This is a genomic window from Streptomyces sp. NPDC104096, assembly GCF_055584385.1.
Map to the genome: position 1 here is coordinate 80,128 of NZ_JBVJMD010000017.1, position 21,246 is coordinate 101,373.

Sequence of the window (21,246 nt, forward strand, 5' to 3'; positions counted from 1 at the left end):
CGCGCTCACGTCTTGCGCCGTCCTTTCTCGTCATCCGGCGCCTCCACCCGTGGAGACCGACCGTCCGCCCCGCCGTGCTCGCCCTCTCTCCCTCGCTCGCCGACCCGCCCGCACTCGCCCTCCCGTCCGCTCCCGTCCTCCCGTCCGCTCCCGCCGTCCGGGCCGCGAAGCAGCTCCCGCAGCCGCTCCCACCCCCGCTCGCGGGCGAAGGCCCGCACACCCCAGCGCAGCGCCGGCACCGTCCGCACCAGCCCCGTCGCGTCCCGCTCCAGCACGTGGACCTCGGCGATCCGCCGCCGACCCGCCCGGTCGCGCGAGAGGTGCAGGACCACCGACAGCGCCGCCGCGACCTGGCTGTGCAGCGCGGCCCGGTCGAGCCCGGCCGCCGTGCCGAGCGCCTCCAGCCGGGCCGGTACGTCGGCGGCCGCGTTGGCATGGACCGTTCCGCACCCGCCCTGGTGGCCGGTGTTCAACGCGGCCAGCAGATGGACCACCTCGGGGCCGCGCACCTCGCCGACGACCAGTCGGTCCGGGCGCATGCGCAGCGCCTGCCGCACCAGGTCCTCGAGGGTCACGAGGCCCGCGCCCTCCTGGTTGGCGGGTCTCGCCTCCAGGCGTACGACGTGGGGATGATCCGGCCGCAGCTCCGCGGAGTCCTCCGCGAGCACGATCCGCTCCCCCGGGCCGACGAGCCCGAGCAGCGCGCTCAGCAGGGTCGTCTTGCCGCTGCCGGTGCCGCCGCTGATCACGAAGGACAGCCGGGCCCTCAGCAGCGCCCGCAGCACCCGGTCCCCGCCCGGCGGCACCGTGCCCGCCGCGACCAACTCGTCGAGGGTGAAGGCGCGGGGTCGTACCACCCGCAGCGAGAGGCAGGTGCAGCCGACGGCGACCGGCGGCAGCACCGCGTGCAGCCGGGTGCCGTCCGGCAGCCGGGCGTCGGCCCAGGGCCGCGCGTCGTCGAGCCGGCGTCCGGCCACCGCGGCCAGCCGTTGCGCGAGGCGCCGTACGGCCGCCGCGTCCGGGAAGGAGACCGCGGTCAGTTCCAGCCCGCCGCCCCGGTCCACCCAGACCCGGTCCGGAGCCGAGACCAGCACGTCGGTCACCGTGGGATCGCCGAGCAGCGCTTCCAGCGGCCCGCTGCCGACCAGTTCGCAGCGCAGCTGCTCGGCGGCGCCGAGCACTTCGGCGTCCCCGAGGACCCGTCCCTGTTCGCGCAGGGCCTGCGCCACGCGCGCGGGGGTCGGTTCGGCGCCGCTCTCGGCCAGCCACCGCCGTACGCCGTCCAGGAGCGCCGAGCCGGTGGCCCGCTCGGTCGCGGGGGAGGTGCTCATGGGCCGGCCGTCTCGACCAGGGCCCGTGCCCAGAACTCCTTGCAGAACCGCGCGAGCGGTCCTCGCGCGGCCGCGCCCGGCGGCGCCTTGCCCCCGTCCGGCCGCAGCAGCGCGGACTCCGCGGGCACCTCGCCGGCCAGCGGCAGGCCGAGCAGCCGCGCCACTTCGCGGTCGTCGAGCCCGGGCGGGCAGGGCCCGCGTACCGCCACCCGCAGGTCGCGCAGGACCATGCCGACGGCCGACGCCACCCGTCCCGCAGCCGCCACGGCGCGCAGTTCGGCCGGGACCACGAGCAGGCCCAGATCGAGCTGGGCGAGCGCCTCGGCCACACCGTCGTCGATGCGGCGCGGCAGGTCCACGACCACGGTGCCGCCCCGGCGCCGGGCCGCCGCGAGCACCGCCCGCACGGCCTGGGGCGGGACGGCGACGCAGTCGCCGCGGTCCCAGCTCAGCACCCGCAGGGCGTGCAGGCGCGGCAGGGACTCCTCCAGGGCGCCGCCGCCGACGCGTCCGCGTGAGGCGGCGAAGGCGGGCCAGCGCAGCCCCTCGGCCGTCTCGCCGCCGAGGAGTACGTCGAGTCCGCCGCCCAGCGGATCCGCGTCCACCAGCAGGGTGCGCAGCCCCTCGCGTGCGGAGGTGACGGCGAGGGCGCACGCGAGCGTGGAGGCTCCGGCGCCGCCGCGGCCGCCGATCACGCCGACGGTGAGCGCGGGCCGGCCGACGCCCTCGGCGACGTCGGCGATGCGGTCGACCAGCCACTGCTCCCCGTCCGGCAGCATCAGGACGTGGTCGGCGCCGATCTCGACCGCCCGCTGCCACACCCCCGAGTCGTCCTGGTCCCGCCCGACGAGCACCACGCCGCGCCTGCGGGCGGCCCCGCGCACCCGCCGGGCGGCGTCGTCGCCGACCAGGACGAGCGGGGCGGTCTCCCAGCCGCCTCTCGGTTTCGGCACCCCGTGGTGGACCTCGGGTGTGGCACCGGCCGCCGCGCACAGGCGGAGCAGGTCGTCCAGGAGCTCCGCGTCCTCCGTGACGATCAGCGGCCTGCCCGGCCGGCCCCCGGTGGTCGGCGGCGGGTCGTGTGTGACGGTTCCGGCCACGGTTTCCATCCCCCTTCGCTGCTTCTCGCGCAGCCTCCGCGGCCCCGCGATTCCCGAACGTGTGAAGGCACGACGTCCGGCCGCCCTTTGAGCGGCCGCCGGAAACCGGCCGAACGCGACCGACAATCGGAACCGGCCATGGAACTCGCCGTGGGCCGGACGCGTTGCAATCACGGTGCAGCGATCCCGGAAATCTTGTGGATCTTGGTCGAAAACTGTGGACAACTCGCCTGTTGTGAATATCGCCGTCACCCATACCGGCGGCCCGAACCGGCCTGTGCGCGACTTCCACAGAGGAGCGTTTCGACTACGCACAGTGACTGATCAAGAGCGCGCGAAGAGGGCGGCCCAGGCCGCCTCGAAGCGGCTCCGCGACCGCGCACAAGAGGGGAAAACCCGTCCGGACATGCGACGACCCCCGCCGGGGGGGAGAGCGGGGGTCGTCTCCACGGCCGACTCGGGGGGGGAGGAGTCGGACCGGGTTAGCACGGTCGCGAACGATCCGTGACTTCCATGGTGTACCCGAGAGCCCTCTCAGGCAAACCCACGCGCCCACCTTACGCCGAATGGGCTGCGCCTATGCTCGGGGCGTGGAAAACCACTCCTTGCCCCGCGCAGCCGCCTTCTTTGACCTGGACAAGACGGTCATTGCGAAGTCGAGCACACTCACCTTCAGCAAGTCCTTCTACCAAGGCGGGCTGATCAACCGCAGGGTCGCCTTGCGGACCGCATACGCCCAGTTCGTCTTCATGCTGGGCGGCATGGACCACGACCAGATGGAACGCATGCGTGCGTACCTGTCCGCGATGTGCCGCGGCTGGAACGTCCAACAGGTGAAGGAACTCGTCGCCGAGACCCTTCACGACCTGATCGACCCGATCATCTACGACGAGGCCGCCTCCCTCATCGAGATGCATCACACCGCGGGACGCGACGTCGTGATCGTGTCCACGTCGGGCGCCGAAGTGGTCGAGCCGATCGGCGAGCTGCTCGGCGCGGACCGCGTGGTGGCCACCCGGATGGTCGTGGGCGACGACGGCTGCTTCACCGGGGAGGTGGAGTACTACGCCTACGGCCCGACGAAGGCCGAGGCGATCAAGGAGCTGGCCGAGTCCGAGGGCTACGACCTCGCCCGCTGCTATGCCTACAGCGACTCGGCGACCGACCTGCCGATGCTCCGCTCCGTGGGCCATCCGCACGCCGTGAACCCGGACCGCGCGCTGCGCCGCGAGGCGGTGGCACAGGGCTGGCCGGTCCTCGACTTCCACCGGCCGGTGCGACTGAAGCAGCGCATTCCGGGGCTCGCCGTACCGGCCCGGCCCGTCCTCGTCGCGGCCGCGGCGATAGGAGCCGCGGCGGCCACGGCGGGGCTGGTCTGGTACGCGAGCAGGCGTCGGTCGACCATAGCCTGACCTGCGACTTCACCCCGATCCGGCACCCTTTGCCGGAGAGGTTACCGATTAGCACGTCTTTGATACTGAAAGTAAAGAAGTGCGGTCAGGGGTTCCGCTTCCTCCGGGCGTGCAGTACAAAGGATTTAGTGGCCCGCGAGACCGAAGGACATCCGAGAGGATCACCTTTTAAACGCATTTGGCCCCACGGACCCTGCATGAACACCGGGCACCCACGCGACGTCGACCCGTCGATTACGGGCCAGCCGCACCAGGTACGGGCAAAGCCCCCGGCCTGATGGGCATATATCGAGGACGCTTGGTAACCGGGTGAACATGCCAGCGGCGGTACGGAAAACCGTACCGCCGCAACCCTGCGAGGCCCCTTCGGGGGCCTCTTCTCATGCCGCCCCGCGCTGCAGCGCCTCGCACACCGCCGTCGACTCGCGGGCCCCCAGCCCGACCGCCCTGCCGCAGTGGGTGATCCAGGCGGCCACACCCTCCGGGGTGCCCGACACGTAGCCGTCCAGGGCCGCGAGGTAGGCCGCCCGGCCCAGCTCGGCGTGGCCGACCTCGGCCGGGCAGACCGACTTGGGGTCGAGGCCGCTGCCGACCAGCACGATGCGCTCGGCGCTGCGTGCCACCAGACCGTTGTGCGAGGTGAACGGACGCAGCGCGAGGATCTCGCCGTGGACCACGGCCGCCGTCACCAGAGCCGGCGCCGAACCGCCCGCGATGATCAGCTCGGACAGGCCCTCCAGCCGGCCGGACACCTCCGCCGCGCTCGGCAGCGGCAGCTCGACCAGCGGCTCGTCGACCTGCTCGCCCGCCTGCCGCGGCCGCCCGACCTCGTCCCCCTGGCTCGCGGCGGCGACCAGATGCAGCCGGGCCAGCACCCTGAGCGGCGACTGCCGCCAGATGGACAGCAGCTGGCCCGCCTCGGCGGTCAGCCGGAGCGCCGCGCCCATGACACGCGACTCGTCGTCGCCGCTGAAGTCGGTGCGCCGACGCACCTCTTCGAGCCCCCAGTCCGCGCCGGACAGGGCCGCGGAGCCGCGGGCGCCCCGCAGTGCCGCCTCGGAGGTGATCTCGTTGCTGCGGCGCCGCATGACCCGGTGCCCGTAGACCCGGTCCACGGCCTTGCGCACGGACTCCACGGACTCGGCCACCCCGGGCAGCGAGCCCAGGGTCGCGAGCGGATCGGCGGACGCACCTGTCGTACTCATGAGTACGACATTACGCACCCTGGGGGCGCGCCCCACGAAGGAGTGGTCTTCTTCACCCCCATCGCCACCCACCGCAATCGCGCCACTACGCTTGGTGAACATGAAAATTGCTTTCGTCGGAAAGGGCGGCAGCGGCAAGACGACCCTGTCCTCCCTGTTCATCCGTCATCTCGTGGCCGCCGGAGCGCCGGTCGTCGCCGTCGACGCCGACATCAACCAGCACCTGGGCGCCGCCCTCGGCCTCGACGAGCAGGAGGCGGCGAGGCTGCCCGCGATGGGCGGACAGCTTCGGCTGATCAAGGACTACCTGCGCGGATCCAACCCGCGCATCGCCTCCGCCGAGACGATGATCAAGACGACACCGCCCGGTGAGGGCTCGCGCCTGCTGCGGGTCCGGGACCCCAATCCGGTCTACGACGCCTGCGCCCGGCCGGTGGAACTCGACGGCGGCGCCGTCCGTCTGATGGTCACCGGCCCCTTCACGGACTCCGACCTGGGGGTCGCCTGCTACCACTCCAAGACGGGGGCGGTGGAGCTCTGCCTGAACCACCTGGCGGACGGCGCCGGTGAGTACGTCGTGGTCGACATGACGGCAGGTTCGGACTCCTTCGCCTCCGGCATGTTCACCCGCTTCGACATCACGTTCCTCGTCGCCGAGCCGACCCGGAAGGGGGTCTCCGTCTATCGCCAGTACAAGGAGTACGCCCGCGACTTCGGTGTCGTCCTGAAGGTCGTCGGCAACAAGGTGCAGAACCAGGACGACATCGACTTCCTGCGCGGCGAGGCAGGCGACGACCTGCTGGTGACGGTCGGGCACTCGGACTGGGTGCGCGCGATGGAGAAGGGCCGGCCGCCCCGGTTCGAGCTCCTGGAGGACGCCAACCGCCGCGCCCTGCGCCTGCTGCACACGGCCACCGACGCGACCTACGAACTGCGCGACTGGGAGCGCTACACACGGCAGATGGTGCACTTCCACCTGAAGAACGCCCGGTCCTGGGGAAACGAGCGCACCGGGGCCGACCTGGCGGCACAGATCGACCCCGGCTTCGTGCTCGGCGAGGGGGTCACCGCCCCCGCGTAGCCGGATCGGCCGGCGGCGCCCCGGGCACACCCTTGGGCGCGGGGGCCGGGCGGGCCGACAGGAAGGACGCCCAGCCCTGCTCGGGGGCTTGGCCCACCTCCAGGGCGCGCAGTCTGGCCAGGATCTGCGGGTCCTGGGCGTCCAGCCAGTCGGCGAGCTGCCGGAAGGAGACGCAGCGCACCTCGGGCTTGTTGCAGACCTTCCCGATGACCTCGTCGAGGGCGCGCATGTAGGTGCCGCCGTTCCAGGACTCGAAGTGGTTGCCGATGACCAGGGGTGCGCGGTTGCCGTCGTAGGCGCGCTCGAAGCCCTTGAGCAGGCCGTCCCGCATCTGGTCGCCCCAGAGGGCGTACTTGTCCGGGTCGCCCTGGGTCTTCGTGCCCGACTGGTTGACCATGAAGTTGTAGTCCATGGTGAGTTGCTCGTAGGTGTGGCCGGGGAAGGGCACGAGCTGCATGGACAGATCCCACAGGCCTTCCCGCTTCTTCGGCCAGACCTGGTTGTTCACGCCGCTGGTGTCGTAGCGGAAGCCCAGTTGGGCGGCGGCCTTCACGAAGTTGTCCCGGCCCTCCAGACAGGGGGTGCGGGCGCCGATGAGCTCCTTGTCGTAGTCGAAGGGCAGCGGGGACGACTTCGTCATGCCGGTGTTGGTCTTCCAGGACTCGACGAACCGCTTGGCCTGGGCGATCTCGTCCTTCCACTCGCTGACGGACCACTCCCCGACGCCACCGTTCGGGCCGCAGAAATGGCCGTTGAAGTGGGTGCCGATCTCGTTGCCCTCCAGCCACGCCATACGCAGCTGCTGCACGGTGTCGGCGATGCCCTGCTCGTCGTTGAAACCGATGTCCGAGCGGCCCGGCGAGTGCTGCGGCGGCTTGTAGAGGTCACGCTTCTCCTTGGGCAGCATGTACACGCCGCTCAGGAAGTACGTCATCGTCGCCCGGTTCTCCTTGGCGACCTTGCGGAAGTGGGAGAACAGCTTCTGGCTGTCCTCGCCCGCCCCGTCCCAGGAGAACACCACGAACTGCGGGGGCTTCTGGCCGGGCTTGAGCCGCTCCGGCCTCGGCAGGTGCGGCTGCGCTCCGGTGTACGCGGTGGAACCGTCGCCGATCAGGCGGACCACACTCCCCGGCGCCGGGGCGCCCTTCACCTTCTGCGGGCCGGACACCCCTTCGCCCGCACCGGGAGGCCCCCCGGCTCCCGTCGTGCAGCCGGCGAGCGACACGGCTACGGCCGCGGCGACCACAGCGCCCGCGGCGATCCTCTGGGTGGCGGCCATGTTCCGCCCACCTTCTTCCTTCTCTCAGGCCAACGCCGGTGACGGCGCCTTCCGTGACGTGCCGGGACGAGCCGACAGCGCCGTCAAGGTCGCACGAGGCCGAGAAGGAATTAATACGACGAGCCGATCAAATGCGCACATCACTCCGTTGAGTGATTTATTGACCTGTTTGCCCGAAATGACCATCCCGAGCCTTTACTTTGCATTACGGTCTATTTACCGAACGTTGATTTATCCCGCCGCAGTACGCCGTGACCCACGGCCGCGACCAGAGCCCCGCCATCGACGGGGACCATCCGTTCCGCGACCGCGCTGCCCCGGAGGAGACGGGAACATGTCAGCCAGCGTCCCCACCCGATCCCACGCCCTCGACCTCGGCCTCGCCCGGCGGACCGCGGCGCCGGCCGCCGTCCCGACCCGGGCGAGGGACCGCCACCCGCCCGGCCACCATCCGCCGACCCCACCCCGGCACTCCCCCTTCGCGGGGGCCGATCTGTCCGCGTCGATCGCGGTCTTCCTGATCGCGCTGCCCCTGTCCCTGGGAATCGCCCTGGCCACCGGCGCCCCGCTCCAGTCCGGCCTGGTCGCCGCGGCCGTGGGCGGCCTGGTCGTCGGCCGGCTCGGCGGCTCCCCGCTCCAGGTCAGCGGTCCGGCGGCCGGACTCACGGTCGTCACCGCCGACCTCATCCACCGCTACGGATGGCGTACGACCTGCGCCATCACCGTCCTCGCCGGACTCGCCCAACTCGGTCTGGGCTGCCTGCGCGTGGCGCGCGGCGCGCTCGCGGTCAGCCCCGCCGTCGTGCACGGCATGCTCGCCGGCATCGGCATCACCATCGCCGTCGCACAGCTGCACATCGTCCTCGGCGGCAGTCCGCAGAGCTCGGTCCTCGTCAACCTCGGCGCGCTGCCCGCACAGTTGGCCGGTCTGGACCCGGCCTCCGTGTCCGTGAGCGCGCTGACCCTCACCCTGCTGCTGCTCTGGCCCCGGATCCCGGGCCCGGCCGGCCGTCTGCTGCGCCGGATCCCGGCGGCGCTCGTCGCCGTCGCCGGAGCGACCACGGCCGCGTCCCTGACCGGACTGACCCTGCCCAGGGTCGACCTGCCGTCCTGGCACAGCCATGCCCTGGCCGGACTGCCCGAGGGCCCGGCGCTCGGCCTGGTCGCCGCCGTGCTCACCACCACGCTGGTGTGCAGCGTGCAGTCGCTGCTCGGCGCGGTCGCGGTGGACAAACTGGTGGCCCGGACCCCCGGTCTGAGCACCCGCGTCGGCCGCTCCCGTCTGGACCGCGAGCTGCTCGGCCAGGGCGCCGCCAACATGGTCTCCGGAGCACTCGGCGGGCTGCCCGTGGCCGGAGTTGCCGTGCGCAGCTCGGCGAATGTCCAAGCCGGTGCGGTGAGCCGGAACTCCACGATGCTGCACGGCGTTCTCGTAGTGGTCGCCGCGCTGCTGATGGTCCCGATCCTGGAGCTCATCCCGCTCGCCTCGCTCGCCGCCCTGGTGATGGCCGTCGGCATCCAGATGGTGTCCCTGCACCACATCCGCACGGTGACCCGCCACCGAGAAGTGCTGGTGTACGCCGTCACCACACTCGGTGTGGTGGTTCTCGGGGTCCTGCAGGGTGTGACGCTGGGCATCGCCGTCGCCGTCGCCGTCGCCCTGCACCGCCTCACCCGCACCCGTATCACGCACGACGAGAGGGAGGGGGTCCATCACGTACACGTACGAGGACAGCTCACGTTCCTGGCGGTGCCACGGCTGAACCAGGCCCTGCATCTCGTACCCGAGGGCGCCCACGCCGTGGTGGAGCTGGACGGTTCGTTCATGGACCACGCGGCGTACGAGTCGTTGCACGACTGGCAGAAGACGCACACCGCGCAGGGCGGTTCCGCCGAGCTGACCAGCCGCAGCGCCCGGGTCCGGATCGCCGAGCCCTCCCCTGCGACCGGGCGCCGCACCGGCATCGCGGCCGCCGAGGACGAGGAGTCCGCCGACTGCCGCTGCCGGCCCTGGACGGCCTGGCGCAACCATCAGTGCGAGGGCCCGCAGTCCGTGGTGCCCTCCGACGGCCGCCCGGCCGGGGCATCGGGCCCGCACGGCGCCGGGGCGGCCGGTCACGGTCCGGGCCGGCCGGCGCGGGACCGTCCGGCCGGCGCACCGAGCGGGGCGAACGGTGGAGCGCCCGTCGGGGTGGACGGCGGAGCACCGGACGGCGCTCCGGCGGACCCGCCGTCGCCGGAGCCCAGCGAGCACCAACTGGTGCGTGGCATCAGCGCGTTCCAGCGCAACACCGCGCCCCTGGTGCGGGGTGAGCTGGCGCGGCTGGCCCGCGAGGGTCAGCGCCCGACCCAGCTCTTCCTGACCTGTGCCGACTCACGCCTCGTCACCTCGATGATCACCTCCAGTGGTCCGGGCGACCTCTTCGTGGTGCGCAACGTGGGCAACCTCGTACCGCTGCCCGGCGAGGAGAGCGGGGACGACTCGGTGGGGGCGGCGATCGAGTACGCGGTGGACGTGCTGAAGGTGCGCTCCGTCACGGTGTGCGGACACTCCGGGTGCGGGGCCATGCAGGCGCTGCTCGACGCCGGTCCGGGCGACGCCCGGACCCCGCTGGAGCGCTGGCTGCGACACGGCCGGCCGAGCCTGCGGCGCATGGCCGACGAGACCGGCGCCGACCGGCCCGGCGCCCGGATGACCGGACGCGAGCCCGAGGACGTGGTCGAGCGGCTCTGTCTGACCAACGTCGTCCAGCAGCTGGACCATCTGCGCGCGCACGAGTCGGTGGCCCGAGCCCTCGGGGAAGGAGCACTGGAACTGCACGGGATGTACTTCCATGTGGGCGAGGCCCAGGCCTATCTGCTCACGGAGACCGACGGAGGCCGGGTCTTCGGCCATGTGGGGGCCGCGGATCTGACCGCGTGATCCCCGCACCACGCCCAGCACGACACCCCGGGGGGGCGGCGCGGGAGGCTGAACCGAACCGTGCGGGCGTCCGTGGGTAGGGATGACCCCGGCTTCCCGGGTCCTCGATCGTCCGCGGGCGGGGATGCCCCTGACTCCGTAAACCCCTGGTCGTCCGTGAGGTGGGGGTGGCCGGGGGGACACCGGCCCGCGGTCCGCGGGATCCCCGCGCCATCATCGGCATAGGTCTAAACCAATTTCTCGACGGCCCTTGTCATCGGCCCCCCGTGTCTGATGAGGTGTGGTCTGGGACACAACGGACACCCTTCGAAAGGGAGATGTCGTGAGCAACGAGAGCCTGGCCAACCTGCTCAAGGAAGAACGCAGGTTCGCGCCACCCGCCGACCTGGCCGCGAACGCCAATGTCACCGCGGAGGCGTACGAACAGGCCAAGGCTGACAGGCTCGGCTTCTGGGCCGAGCAGGCCCGGCGGCTGACCTGGGCCGAGGAGCCGACGGAGACGCTGGACTGGTCGAACCCGCCGTTCGCCAAGTGGTTCAAGGACGGCACGCTGAACGTCGCGTACAACTGCGTCGACCGGCATGTCGAGGCCGGACACGGCGACCGGGTCGCCATCCACTTCGAGGGCGAGCCGGGCGACAGCCGCGCCCTCACCTACGCCGACCTCAAGGACGAGGTCTCCAGGGCCGCCAACGCGCTGCTGGAGCTGGGCGTCCAGAAGGGCGACCGGGTCGCCGTCTACATGCCGATGATCCCCGAGACCGCGATCGCGATGCTGGCCTGCGCCCGCATCGGCGCCGCGCACTCGGTCGTCTTCGGTGGTTTCTCCGCCGACGCCCTCGCCACCCGCATCCAGGACGCCGACGCCAAGGTCGTCATCACCTCCGACGGCGGCTGGCGGCGCGGCAAGCCGTCCGCGCTGAAGCCGGCCGTCGACGAGGCGATCACCAAGGTCGACAACGTCGAGCACGTGCTCGTGGTCCGCCGCACCGGCCAGGAGGTCGCGTGGCACGACGAGCGCGACGTGTGGTGGCACGAGATCGTGGAGCGGCAGTCGGCCGAGCACACGCCGGAGGCGTTCGAGGCCGAGCAGCCGCTGTTCATCCTCTACACGTCCGGCACGACGGGCAAGCCGAAGGGCATCCTGCACACCTCCGGCGGCTACCTCACCCAGGCCGCGTACACCCACCACGCCGTCTTCGACCTCAAGCCGGAGACCGACGTGTACTGGTGCACGGCCGACGTCGGCTGGGTCACCGGGCACTCCTACATCGTCTACGGGCCGCTGGCCAACGGCGCGACCCAGGTGATGTACGAGGGCACGCCCGACACCCCGCACCAGGGCCGTTTCTGGGAGATCGTGCAGAAGTACGGGGTGACCATCCTGTACACGGCGCCGACCGCCATCCGCACGTTCATGAAGTGGGGCGACGACATCCCCGCGAAGTTCGACCTGTCCTCCCTGCGGGTCCTGGGATCGGTGGGCGAGCCCATCAACCCCGAGGCGTGGATCTGGTACCGCAAGCACATCGGCGCGGACCTGACCCCCGTCGTCGACACCTGGTGGCAGACCGAGACCGGCGCGATGATGATCTCCCCGCTGCCGGGCGTCACCGAGGCCAAGCCGGGTTCGGCGCAGACCCCGCTGCCGGGCATCTCCGCGACGGTCGTCGACGACGAGGCGAACGAGGTGCCGAACGGCGGCGGTGGCTACCTCGTCCTCACCGAGCCCTGGCCGTCGATGCTGCGCACCATCTGGGGCGACGACCAGCGGTTCCTCGACACGTACTGGTCCCGGTTCGAGGGCAAGTACTTCGCCGGCGACGGCGCGAAGAAGGACGAGGACGGCGACATCTGGCTGCTGGGCCGGGTCGACGACGTGATGCTGGTGTCCGGCCACAACATCTCGACCACCGAGGTCGAGTCGGCGCTCGTCTCGCACCCGGCGGTCGCCGAGGCGGCCGTGGTCGGCGCGGCGGACGAGACGACCGGACAGGCCATCGTCGCCTTCGTCATCCTGCGCGGCACGGCGGACGCCGAGGACGAGAACCTCGTCGCCGAACTGCGCAACCACGTCGGCGCCACCCTCGGCCCGATCGCCAAGCCCAAGCGCGTCCTGCCGGTGGCGGAACTGCCGAAGACCCGCTCCGGCAAGATCATGCGCCGGCTGCTGCGGGACGTCGCCGAGAACCGCCAGCTGGGTGACGTCACGACGCTGACGGACTCCACGGTCATGGATCTCATCCAGTCCAAGCTCCCGGCGGCGCCGAGCGAGGACTAGGAACGACCCGAGGGGCGCCCGACCACACATCGGACGCCCCTTTTGTCCATAAAGAGGCATTTGCCGGTGTAATGGTCGGGTAACCTGGCGGCTCAGGGTGTGCCGGGAAGTCTGGTCGGCGATGCCGTCGGCGACCCCGCGCGACGGCCGTCAGCAGCCGTACCGACCCGGAGGTGCCCGCCGTGGCCGCGCCCAGCACCAGCCGACGCAAGTTCCTCGGACGTCTCTCGCTGCCCGAGCGCACCTACGTCATGGACGCCCTGCGCGCCGAGACCGTCGGCGGCGTCCTGTTGCTCGCCGCCGCGGTCGCGGCGCTGATCTGGTCGAACGTACCGGCGCTGCACGACAGTTACGAGAGCGTCAGCCACTTCGAGTTCGGCCCCGAGGCTCTCGGCCTGCATCTGTCCGTCGCCCACTGGGCGGCCGACGGGCTGCTCGCCGTCTTCTTCTTCGTCGCCGGTATCGAACTCAAGCGTGAGCTCGTCGCCGGGGATCTGCGCGACGCCCGGGCGGCCGTACTGCCCGTGGTCGCCGCCCTGAGCGGCATGGCGGTGCCCGCCGTCGTCTACGCCCTCACGAACGTCGTCGGCGGGGGCTCCCTGGACGGCTGGGCGGTCCCCACGGCCACGGACATCGCGTTCGCGCTGGCGGTGCTCGCCGTCATCGGCACCTCGCTGCCGAGCGCCCTGCGCGCCTTCCTGCTCACCCTCGCCGTCGTCGACGACCTGTTCGCGATCCTGATCATCGCCGTCTTCTTCACCGCGCACATCGACTTCGCCGCGCTCGGCGGCGCGGTCGCCGGCCTCGCCGTCTTCTGGCTGCTGCTGCGCAAGGGCGTCCGCGGCTGGTACGTGTACGTTCCGCTCGCCCTGGTGATCTGGGGGCTGATGTACAACAGCGGCGTGCACGCCACCATCGCGGGCGTCGCCATGGGCCTGATGCTGCGCTGCACCACCCGCGAGGGCGAGGAGCACTCCCCGGGCGAGCAGGTCGAGCACCTGGCGCGGCCCCTGTCCGCGGGCCTCGCCGTGCCGCTGTTCGCCCTGTTCAGCGCCGGGGTGGCGGTCTCCGGCGGCGCGCTCGGGGACGTCTTCACCAAGCCGGAGACCCTGGGTGTCGTGCTGGGGCTCGTCGTCGGCAAGGCGGTCGGGGTCTTCGGTGGCACCTGGCTCACCGCCCGCTTCACCCGGGCCTCCCTCAGCGAGGACCTGGCCTGGCCCGACGTGTTCGCCGTGGCCACGCTCGCCGGCATCGGCTTCACCGTCTCGCTGCTCATCGGCGAGCTCGCCTTCGAGGGCGACGACGTGCTGACGGACGAGATCAAGGCCGCCGTGCTCACGGGCTCGCTGATCGCGGCGACGCTGGCGACCGTGCTGCTGAAACTGCGCAACGCCAAGTACCGCGCGATGTGCGAGAACGAGGAGCGGGACGAAGACCTCGACGGCATCCCGGACATCTACGAGGAGGACGATCCGGAGTACCACCTGCGGATGGCCGAGATCCACGACCGCAAGGCCGCCGAGCACCGCAGGATGGCCCGGGAGACGGCCGCGGCCCGCAGCAGGCTTGCCGAAGTGGCGGGCGGGGCAGGCGACGAGGACGACGGTCCGGCATGATCTGACGAGACGGTACAAAAGAGCGGGACCGGACGCAGCCGGACAGACGTCGGACAGACTCCGCACCGACGTCGGTCGTACGGCCGCACCTTCCGCACGCATACACAGGGAGACCTCGATGAGCGCACCCGACGGCAGCCCGGTCGGCGCCGAACGCAGCATCGGCCAGCTGTTCGCCTCGGCGACGACCGAATTGTCGGCGCTGGTGCACGACGAGATCGCGCTGGCGAAGGCCCAGCTGAAGCAGGACGTCAAGAAGGGCGCGACGAGCGGCGGCGCGTTCTCCGTCGCCGCGATGGTCCTGCTCTTCTCCCTGCCGATGCTGAACTTCGCCCTCGCCTACGGCATCCGGACCTGGAGCGGCTGGAACCTCGCCATCTGCTTCCTGCTGTCCTTCGCGGCGAACGTCCTCGTGGCGGCCGTACTGGCCCTGGTCGGCGTCGTCTTCGCGAAGAAGGCCAAGCGCAGCAAGGGCCCGCAGAAGGTCGCCGCCTCGATGAAGGAGACGGCCGTCGTGCTCCAGAACGCCAAGCCGCACCCGCGCCAGCAGCCCCCGGCGCTGGAGGACGGGACGCCCGTCGCCATCGAAGCTGTGGCACGCTCGTCCTCATGACGGACCCCGGCACCCCTTCGGCGCAGCCCACCTCGGTCGTACGCTCGGACGTACCCGGCGGACACGAGGTGACGCACCGGGACGTCGCCGCCAACGGCGCCCGCTTCCACATCGCCGAGCTGGGCGAGGGCCCCCTGGTGATGCTGGTGCACGGCTTCCCGCAGTTCTGGTGGGCCTGGCGGCACCAGCTCGTCGCGCTGGCCGAGGCGGGCTACCGGGCCGTCGCCATGGATCTGCGCGGGGTGGGCGGCAGCGACCGCACCCCGCGCGGCTACGACCCGGCCAACCTCGCCCTGGACATCACCGGTGTGATCCGCTCGCTCGGCGAGCCGGACGCCGCGCTGGTCGGCCACGGGCTGGGCGGCTATCTGTCGTGGACGGCGGCCGTGATGCGCCCGAAGCTGGTACGGCGCCTCGCGGTCGCCTCGATGCCGCACCCCCGGCGCTGGCGCTCCGCGATGCTCTCCGACGTCAAGCAGTCGGCGGCGAGTTCCTACGTCTGGGGGTTCCAGCGGCCCTGGATCCCGGAACGGCAGCTCACCGCCGACGACGGCGCGCTGGTCGGCCGGCTGATCCGGGACTGGTCCGGGCCGCGGCTGCCGGACGACGAGGCGGTCCAGACGTACCGCCGCGCCATCTGCATCCCCTCGACGGCGCACTGCTCCATCGAGCCGTACCGGTGGATGGTCCGCTCCCTCGCCCGGCCCGACGGCATCCAGTTCAACCGCCGGATGAAGCGGCCCGTGCGGGTGCCGACCCTCCATCTGCACGGCTCGCTGGACCCGGTGATGCGCACGCGCAGCGCGGCCGGTTCCGGGGAGTACGTCGAAGCGCCTTACCGCTGGCGTCTGTTCGACGGGCTGGGCCACTTCCCGCACGAGGAGGACCCGGTCGCCTTCTCCACCGAACTGGTCAACTGGCTGAAGGACCCCGAGCCCGACCGGTGACCCCCGCGGCGCGCCCGGTATCCGAACGTGAACAACTGTCCTACGAACAGCCAATTGCCCGGCGCATAGGCCAATTGAGGGGCCGGGAGGCGGTTATCGACCTTGGGGCGGGGGCAGACGTCGGGGTATGGGCTGGACGCACGACTACAGTGACGCAGCACGCGACCGCCGCTCCGCCGGTGGTCTGAGCTCCCACCAGAGGGGCGCCCCGGAGCTCGCGGGCGCTACCCCCGGGGTGGGAATCCCGCGCATCCTGCGCCGCCGGGCCCGCTGGGTCTCGGTGCGTCTGCGCCATCCGCGCGGCTGATCCGCGCGGGCCGCACCGGCCCGGGGACCGTCCGGCACGAACGCCTCAGAGCGCGCAGCTGTCGCTGTCCACCTGCTGGTTCGCGGTCCGTCCCGCGGCGATGTCCTGCCGGATCTCGTCCACGGTGAGCGCGTACCCCGTGTCGGCGTCGTCGAGCGACTTGGCGAACACCACGCCGTACACCTTGCCGTCGGGTGTGAGCAGCGGGCCGCCGGAGTTGCCCTGCCGGACGATCGTGTAGAGCGAGTAGACGTCGCGGCGCACGGTGCCCCGGTGGTAGATGTCCGGACCGTTCGCCGAGATGCGTCCGCGCACGCGCGCGGCGCGGACGTCGTACGACCCGTTCTCCGGGAAGCCCGCGACGATCGCGCCGTCGCCGCTCGCCGCGTCCTCGGACGCGAACCGCAGCGCGGGTGCCTCGAGGTCCGGTACGTCGAGTACGGCGATGTCGCGCCGCCAGTCGTAGAGGACGACCGTGGCGTCGTAACGCTTGCCCTCGCCGCCGATCTGGACGGTGGGTTCGTCGACGCCGCCCACGACATGGGCGTTGGTCAGCACCCGGCGGTCGCCGAAGACGAAGCCGGTGCCCTCCAGGACCTTGCCGCAGCTCTCGGCGGTGCCGGTGACCTTGACGATGGAGCGCTGCGCGCGCAGGGCGACCGCGCTGTTGGCGAGGGCCGGGTCGGGGGGCCGGACATCGGTGATCGGCTCGTTCGAGAACGGGCTGAAGACCTGCGGGAAGCCGTTCTGCGCGAGGACCGAGGAGAAGTCGGCGAACCAGGTGTCGGCCTGGTCGGGCAACGCCCGGGACACCCCGAGGAGCACCTTGGAGCTGCGGACCTCCTTGCCGAGCGTCGGCAGGGTGGTGCCCGCGAGCGCCGAGCCGATCAGCCAGGCGACCAGCAGCATGGCGACGACGTTGACGAGGGCGCCGCCCGTCGCGTCCAGGGCGCGGGCCGGGGACCAGGTGATGTACCGGCGCAGCTTGTTGCCGAGGTGGGTGGTCAGGGCCTGCCCGACGGAGGCGCAGACGATGACGACGACCACGGCGACGACGGCGGCCGTGGTGCTGACCTCCGAGTTGTCGGTGAGCCAGTCCCAGATGACGGGCAGGAGATAGACGGCTACGAGACCGCCGCCCAGGAAGCCGATCACCGACAGGATGCCGACGACGAACCCCTGGCGATAGCCGACGATCGCGAACCACACGGCCGCGACCAACAGCAGGATGTCCAGCACGTTCACCGCTTCAGGCCTCGCCTCAACACTTTCCGGTCACTCCAGACGGCCGGGGTCCGGAGGCTGTCCTCCGGGGGGACACGACTTGGTGGACACCCTGTCATGACCGCCAGTCGAGTGGCACCGTCTTCTCACGGTCCCAGGGCCGCTCCCAGCCCGCGAAGTGGAGGAGTCGGTCGATCACACCGGCCGTGAATCCCCACACCAGGGCCGATTCGACCAGAAATGCCGGACCTCGATGGCCGCTGGGGTGCACGGTGGTGGCGCGGTTCACCGGGTCCGTGAGATCCGCCACGGGGACCGTGAAGACCCGGGCCGTCTCGTTCGGGTCGACGACCCCGACCGGGCTCGGCTCGCGCCACCAGCCCAGCACCGGGGTCACGACGAAGCTGCTGACCGGGATGTAGAGCTTGGGCAGCACACCGAAGAGCTGGACACCGGCCGGGTCGAGGCCGGTCTCCTCCTCGGCCTCGCGCAGGGCCGCACGCAGCGGGCCGTCGGCCTGCGGGTCGCCGTCCTCGGGATCCAGGGCGCCGCCCGGGAAGGACGGCTGGCCCGCGTGCGAGCGCAGCGAGCCGGCCCGCTCCATCAGCAGCAGTTCCGGGCCGCGTTCACCCTCGCCGAACAGGATCAGGACGGCCGACTGCCGTCCCGCGCCGTTCTCCGGGGGCAGGAAGCGGCTGAGCTGGAGCGGCTCCACCGTCTCGACGGCGTGCACCACCGGGTCGAGCCACTCGGGCAGCCCGCTCCTGCTCAGCGCCACCGGCCCGCCCTGGGTATCACTCGCCCGCGTCATCGCCACCCCCGTCGTCCTGCCTGTTCCAACGCGCCACACCCCCGAGATCGTTCCGGCCGGTCCGTTCGACCGCGGGGCCCGTCGGGCCAACTCCCCCCGGGCCGCCCCTCATCCGGCCCCCAGCGGCGGCGCCGGCCTGCCGCCCGCGTCCAGGTAGGACTGCGGGGGCTTCAGGCGCTGGCCCGGGAAGCCGCCCTTCTCGTACTTGAGCAGCTTCCGCGCCTTCTCCGGGTCGGTCTCGCCCTCGCCGTACGCCGGGCAGAGCGGGGCGATGGGACAGGCGCCGCAGGCCGGCTTGCGGGCGTGGCAGATGCGGCGGCCGTGGAAGATCACATGGTGCGAGAGCATCGTCCAGGCGCTCTTGGGGAAGAGCGCCCCGACAGCCGCCTCGATCTTGTCCGGGTCGCTCTCCTCGGTCCATCGCCAACGCTTCACCAGCCGCTGGAAATGCGTGTCCACGGTGATGCCGGGCCGGCCGAAGACGTTGCCGAGCACGACGAACGCGGTCTTGCGGCCGACGCCGGGCAGCTTGACGAGATCCTCCAGCCGTCCCGGGACCTCACCGCCGAACTGCTCCGCCAAAGCCTTGGAAAGGCCTATCACCGACTTGGTCTTGGCCCGGAAGAAGCCCGTGGGGCGGAGGATCTCCTCGACCTCCTCGGGGTTGGCCGCGGCCAGGTCCTCGGGGGTGGGGTACCGGGCGAAGAGGGCGGGCGTGGTCTGGTTGACCCGCAGGTCCGTGGTCTGGGCGGACAGCACCGTGGCGACCAGGAGCTGGAAGGGGTTCTCGAAGTCCAGTTCGGGGTGGGCGTAGGGGTAGATCTCGGCGAGCTCGCGGTCGATGCGCCGGGCGCGGCGGACGAGGGCGGTGTGCGACTCGGCCTTCGCGGGCTTGGCGGCCCTGACCGGCGCGGCGGTCTTCGCGGGCGCGGCGGTCTTCGCGGTCTTCGCGGGCGCGGCGGCTTTGACCGGCTCGGCCGCCTTCGGGGCCGTCCTCTTCGCCCGAGCCACCGTCACCGGCTTCTTCGCCGGAGCCTCGACGGCCGCCTCCGCGGGCTCGGCGACCTCGCTCACGTGTACCGCTTTCGCCGCCTTCTTTCCACCATCGGACTCCTGTTCGCCCACAGCGGAATCACGCCGTACACCCACCCGTACAGCCCCCTTGGCCTGTGCTCTCACCGGCTTTTTGGACACCCGGCCAGCCTAGAGCCCGGCACCGACATCCGCTTTGGACCCCGAAGATCGGCCCCCAATTGGCCCCCTGCCGCTTACCTCGGGACATGTGTGCGGCATCCTTGTGACAGATCACACTGTTTGGACCGTCCGGCAAAATGGGGAACACGGTCCCCTGGTACACCGGGGAGCAAGATCCCCTGAGCAGGTCGACAAGGAGAGAACTCGTGGACGATGTTCTGCGGCGCAACCCGCTCTTCGCGGCACTCGACGACGAGCAGGCCGCGGAGCTTCGCGCCTCCATGAGTGAGGTGACCCTGGCTCGCGGCGACTCCCTCTTCCACGAGGGCGACCCGGGAGACCGGCTCTACGTGGTCACCGAGGGCAAGGTCAAGCTGCATCGCACCTCCCCCGACGGCCGCGAGAACATGCTCGCGGTGGTCGGCCCCAGCGAACTCATCGGTGAGCTGTCGCTCTTCGACCCGGGCCCGCGCACCGCGACGGCCACGGCGCTGACCGAGGTGAAGCTGCTCGGCCTCGGCCACGGCGACCTCCAGCCCTGGCTGAACGCCCGCCCCGAGGTGGCCACCGCGCTGCTGCGGGCCGTCGCCCGCCGCCTGCGCAAGACCAACGACGCCATGTCCGACCTGGTCTTCTCGGACGTCCCGGGCCGCGTGGCGCGCGCCCTGCTGGACCTCTCCCGGCGCTTCGGCGTGCAGTCCGAGGAGGGCATCCACGTCGTCCACGACCTGACGCAGGAGGAGCTGGCCCAGCTCGTCGGCGCCTCGCGCGAGACGGTCAACAAGGCGCTCGCCGACTTCGCCCAGCGCGGCTGGCTGCGCCTGGAGGCCCGTGCGGTGATCCTGCTGGACGTGGAGCGACTGGCGAAGCGCTCGCGCTGACCCCGCATCGACGGCACGACCGGCCGGCTGACGACGTCGCACACTGACCCGTCGTCAACCGGCCGCCCGTCACATCGAGCGGACACCGTCGGCCCGACACCATCGGCCCGAGACCGCCGGCTCGTCATCGCCGAGCCGGCACCCCGTCCCCGTGCCGCGCCGAAAACGCGGGGCGCCGCCGGGGCCGCCGGGGCACAGTGAGCACGTGACCGAAACCGTTCGCCGCCCCGGCCTCGACGCCGAGGGACACATCGTCCGCGAAGGCTCCCTCGCGCGCGTGCCGCCCGGCTACGACCCCGTCGTGGCCGCGGCACGGCAGCGGCTGCCGGAGGTGTTCGGTACGCGCCTGCACGGCGCGTACCTGTACGGATCGATCCCGCGGGGCACCGCGCGCCCGGGGCGCAGCGACCTGGATCTGCTCCTCGTCCTGCACACGGAGCCGACCGAGGCGGACCGGGCGGACGCGCGGGTCCTCGACGCGGAGCTCGACACGAGGTTCCCGCAGCTCGACGGGTGCGGCACGCTGCTGTTCGGCCGCGAGCGGGTACTGAGCGACCTGGAGCGCCACGACCTCGGCTGGTTCGTCGCGTGTCTGTGCACACCGCTGCTGGGCGAGGACCTCGCCGCCGCTCTGCCGCGATACCGCCCCGGCACCCTGCTGGCCCGTGAGACCAACGGGGACCTGGCCCTGCTCCTGCCGCGCTGGCGCCGGCGGATCGCCGAGGCGGCGGACACCGAGCAGGCGCGGCGGCCCCTCGTCCGCTTCATGTCGCGACACCTGGTGCGCACCGGCTTCACCCTCGTCATGCCCCGCTGGAACGGCTGGACCAGCGACCTGCGCGAGATGGCCGGGGCGTTCGGCGGCTTCTACCCGGAGCGGGCCGGACAGCTGCGGGCCGCGGCCGTGCTCGGGCACGAGCCGACCGGCGATCCGGAGGTCCTGCGGTCGTACGTCGACGACCTCGGCCCGTGGCTCGCCGAGGAGTACGCGCGCGTGCACGGCGTCAAGGCGGCCAGGCCCGACTGAGCCACCGGGGACGA

The 21,246-nt window shown here is 71.8% G+C and carries 17 protein-coding genes; 10 read left to right on the forward strand and 7 right to left on the reverse strand.

Annotated features, from left to right (window positions below; genetic code table 11):
- Positions 1 to 5: 5 nt before the first annotated feature.
- The gene (locus tag ACZ60B_RS19510) at positions 6 to 1,331 is read right to left on the reverse strand and encodes a TadA family conjugal transfer-associated ATPase (RefSeq protein WP_469388502.1); all 1,326 of its coding nucleotides are present in this window, start codon (positions 1,329 to 1,331) and stop codon (positions 6 to 8) included.
- Positions 1,328 to 2,440, reverse strand: coding sequence for a septum site-determining protein Ssd (ssd, locus tag ACZ60B_RS19515; protein WP_469388503.1), 1,113 nt, complete (start codon positions 2,438 to 2,440; stop codon positions 1,328 to 1,330). The genes ACZ60B_RS19510 and ssd overlap by 4 nt, the downstream gene beginning before the upstream one ends.
- 557 nt (positions 2,441 to 2,997) lie before the next feature.
- On the opposite strand from ssd, the gene ACZ60B_RS19520 reads away from it, so the two are divergent.
- On the forward strand, positions 2,998 to 3,843 hold the full coding sequence (locus tag ACZ60B_RS19520; protein ID WP_469388505.1) for an HAD family hydrolase: 846 nt from the start codon (positions 2,998 to 3,000) through the stop codon (positions 3,841 to 3,843).
- A gap of 380 nt (positions 3,844 to 4,223) precedes the next feature.
- Here ACZ60B_RS19520 and ACZ60B_RS19525 read toward each other — a convergent pair whose 3' ends face one another.
- Positions 4,224 to 5,048: a Fic family protein gene (locus tag ACZ60B_RS19525; protein ID WP_469388507.1), complete on the reverse strand. Its 825-nt coding sequence runs from the start codon at positions 5,046 to 5,048 to the stop codon at positions 4,224 to 4,226.
- A 100-nt stretch (positions 5,049 to 5,148) separates the two neighbouring features.
- On the opposite strand from ACZ60B_RS19525, the gene ACZ60B_RS19530 reads away from it, so the two are divergent.
- Positions 5,149 to 6,129: an ATP-binding protein gene (locus ACZ60B_RS19530; protein WP_469388508.1), complete on the forward strand. Its 981-nt coding sequence runs from the start codon at positions 5,149 to 5,151 to the stop codon at positions 6,127 to 6,129.
- Here the strand turns inward: ACZ60B_RS19530 and ACZ60B_RS19535 are convergent.
- A complete protein-coding gene (locus ACZ60B_RS19535) occupies positions 6,113 to 7,408 on the reverse strand; it encodes a polysaccharide deacetylase family protein (protein WP_469388509.1) in 1,296 nt (431 codons plus the stop codon). The two genes, ACZ60B_RS19530 and ACZ60B_RS19535, sit on opposite strands and share 17 nt — an antisense overlap.
- Positions 7,409 to 7,742: 334 nt before the next feature.
- Between ACZ60B_RS19535 and ACZ60B_RS19540 the strand changes: the two genes are divergently transcribed.
- From ACZ60B_RS19540 to ACZ60B_RS19565, 6 genes are all read left to right on the forward strand, one after another.
- Positions 7,743 to 10,331: a SulP family inorganic anion transporter gene (locus tag ACZ60B_RS19540; protein ID WP_469388511.1), complete on the forward strand. Its 2,589-nt coding sequence runs from the start codon at positions 7,743 to 7,745 to the stop codon at positions 10,329 to 10,331.
- Positions 10,332 to 10,653: 322 nt separating this feature from the next.
- Positions 10,654 to 12,612 (forward strand): acetate--CoA ligase, encoded by a 1,959-nt coding sequence (acs, locus tag ACZ60B_RS19545; RefSeq protein WP_469388512.1) that lies wholly within the window; start codon positions 10,654 to 10,656, stop codon positions 12,610 to 12,612.
- Positions 12,613 to 12,794: 182 nt separating this feature from the next.
- Positions 12,795 to 14,228 carry a Na+/H+ antiporter NhaA gene (gene nhaA / locus ACZ60B_RS19550; protein ID WP_469388514.1) on the forward strand — a complete coding sequence of 478 codons (1,434 nt, stop codon included), beginning with the start codon at positions 12,795 to 12,797 and terminating at the stop codon, positions 14,226 to 14,228.
- Positions 14,229 to 14,346: 118 nt separating this feature from the next.
- Positions 14,347 to 14,841: a phage holin family protein gene (locus ACZ60B_RS19555; protein WP_469388516.1), complete on the forward strand. Its 495-nt coding sequence runs from the start codon at positions 14,347 to 14,349 to the stop codon at positions 14,839 to 14,841.
- Positions 14,838 to 15,788, forward strand: coding sequence for an alpha/beta fold hydrolase (locus ACZ60B_RS19560; protein WP_469388518.1), 951 nt, complete (start codon positions 14,838 to 14,840; stop codon positions 15,786 to 15,788). Before ACZ60B_RS19555 ends, ACZ60B_RS19560 begins: the two co-directional genes overlap by 4 nt.
- Positions 15,789 to 15,915: 127 nt before the next feature.
- Positions 15,916 to 16,095, forward strand: coding sequence for a hypothetical protein (locus tag ACZ60B_RS19565; protein WP_450665298.1), 180 nt, complete (start codon positions 15,916 to 15,918; stop codon positions 16,093 to 16,095).
- A 45-nt stretch (positions 16,096 to 16,140) separates the two neighbouring features.
- On the opposite strand, the gene ACZ60B_RS19570 is transcribed toward ACZ60B_RS19565, so the two are convergent.
- From ACZ60B_RS19570 to nth, 3 genes are all read right to left on the reverse strand, one after another.
- The gene (locus ACZ60B_RS19570) at positions 16,141 to 17,340 is read right to left on the reverse strand and encodes a MarP family serine protease (RefSeq protein WP_469388520.1); all 1,200 of its coding nucleotides are present in this window, start codon (positions 17,338 to 17,340) and stop codon (positions 16,141 to 16,143) included.
- Positions 17,341 to 17,434: 94 nt separating this feature from the next.
- Entirely contained in the window at positions 17,435 to 18,130 is a 696-nt protein-coding gene (locus ACZ60B_RS19575; RefSeq protein ID WP_469388594.1) for an NUDIX hydrolase, read from the reverse strand.
- A gap of 108 nt (positions 18,131 to 18,238) precedes the next feature.
- Positions 18,239 to 19,204, reverse strand: coding sequence for an endonuclease III (gene nth / locus ACZ60B_RS19580; protein WP_469388522.1), 966 nt, complete (start codon positions 19,202 to 19,204; stop codon positions 18,239 to 18,241).
- A 326-nt stretch (positions 19,205 to 19,530) separates the two neighbouring features.
- Here nth and ACZ60B_RS19585 point away from each other — a divergent pair, with 326 nt between their 5' ends.
- A complete protein-coding gene (locus tag ACZ60B_RS19585; protein WP_020129286.1) occupies positions 19,531 to 20,205 on the forward strand; it encodes a Crp/Fnr family transcriptional regulator in 675 nt (224 codons plus the stop codon).
- Positions 20,206 to 20,410: 205 nt separating this feature from the next.
- Entirely contained in the window at positions 20,411 to 21,232 is an 822-nt protein-coding gene (locus ACZ60B_RS19590; RefSeq protein WP_469388524.1) for a nucleotidyltransferase domain-containing protein, read from the forward strand.
- The last annotated feature ends 14 nt before the right edge of the window (positions 21,233 to 21,246 follow it).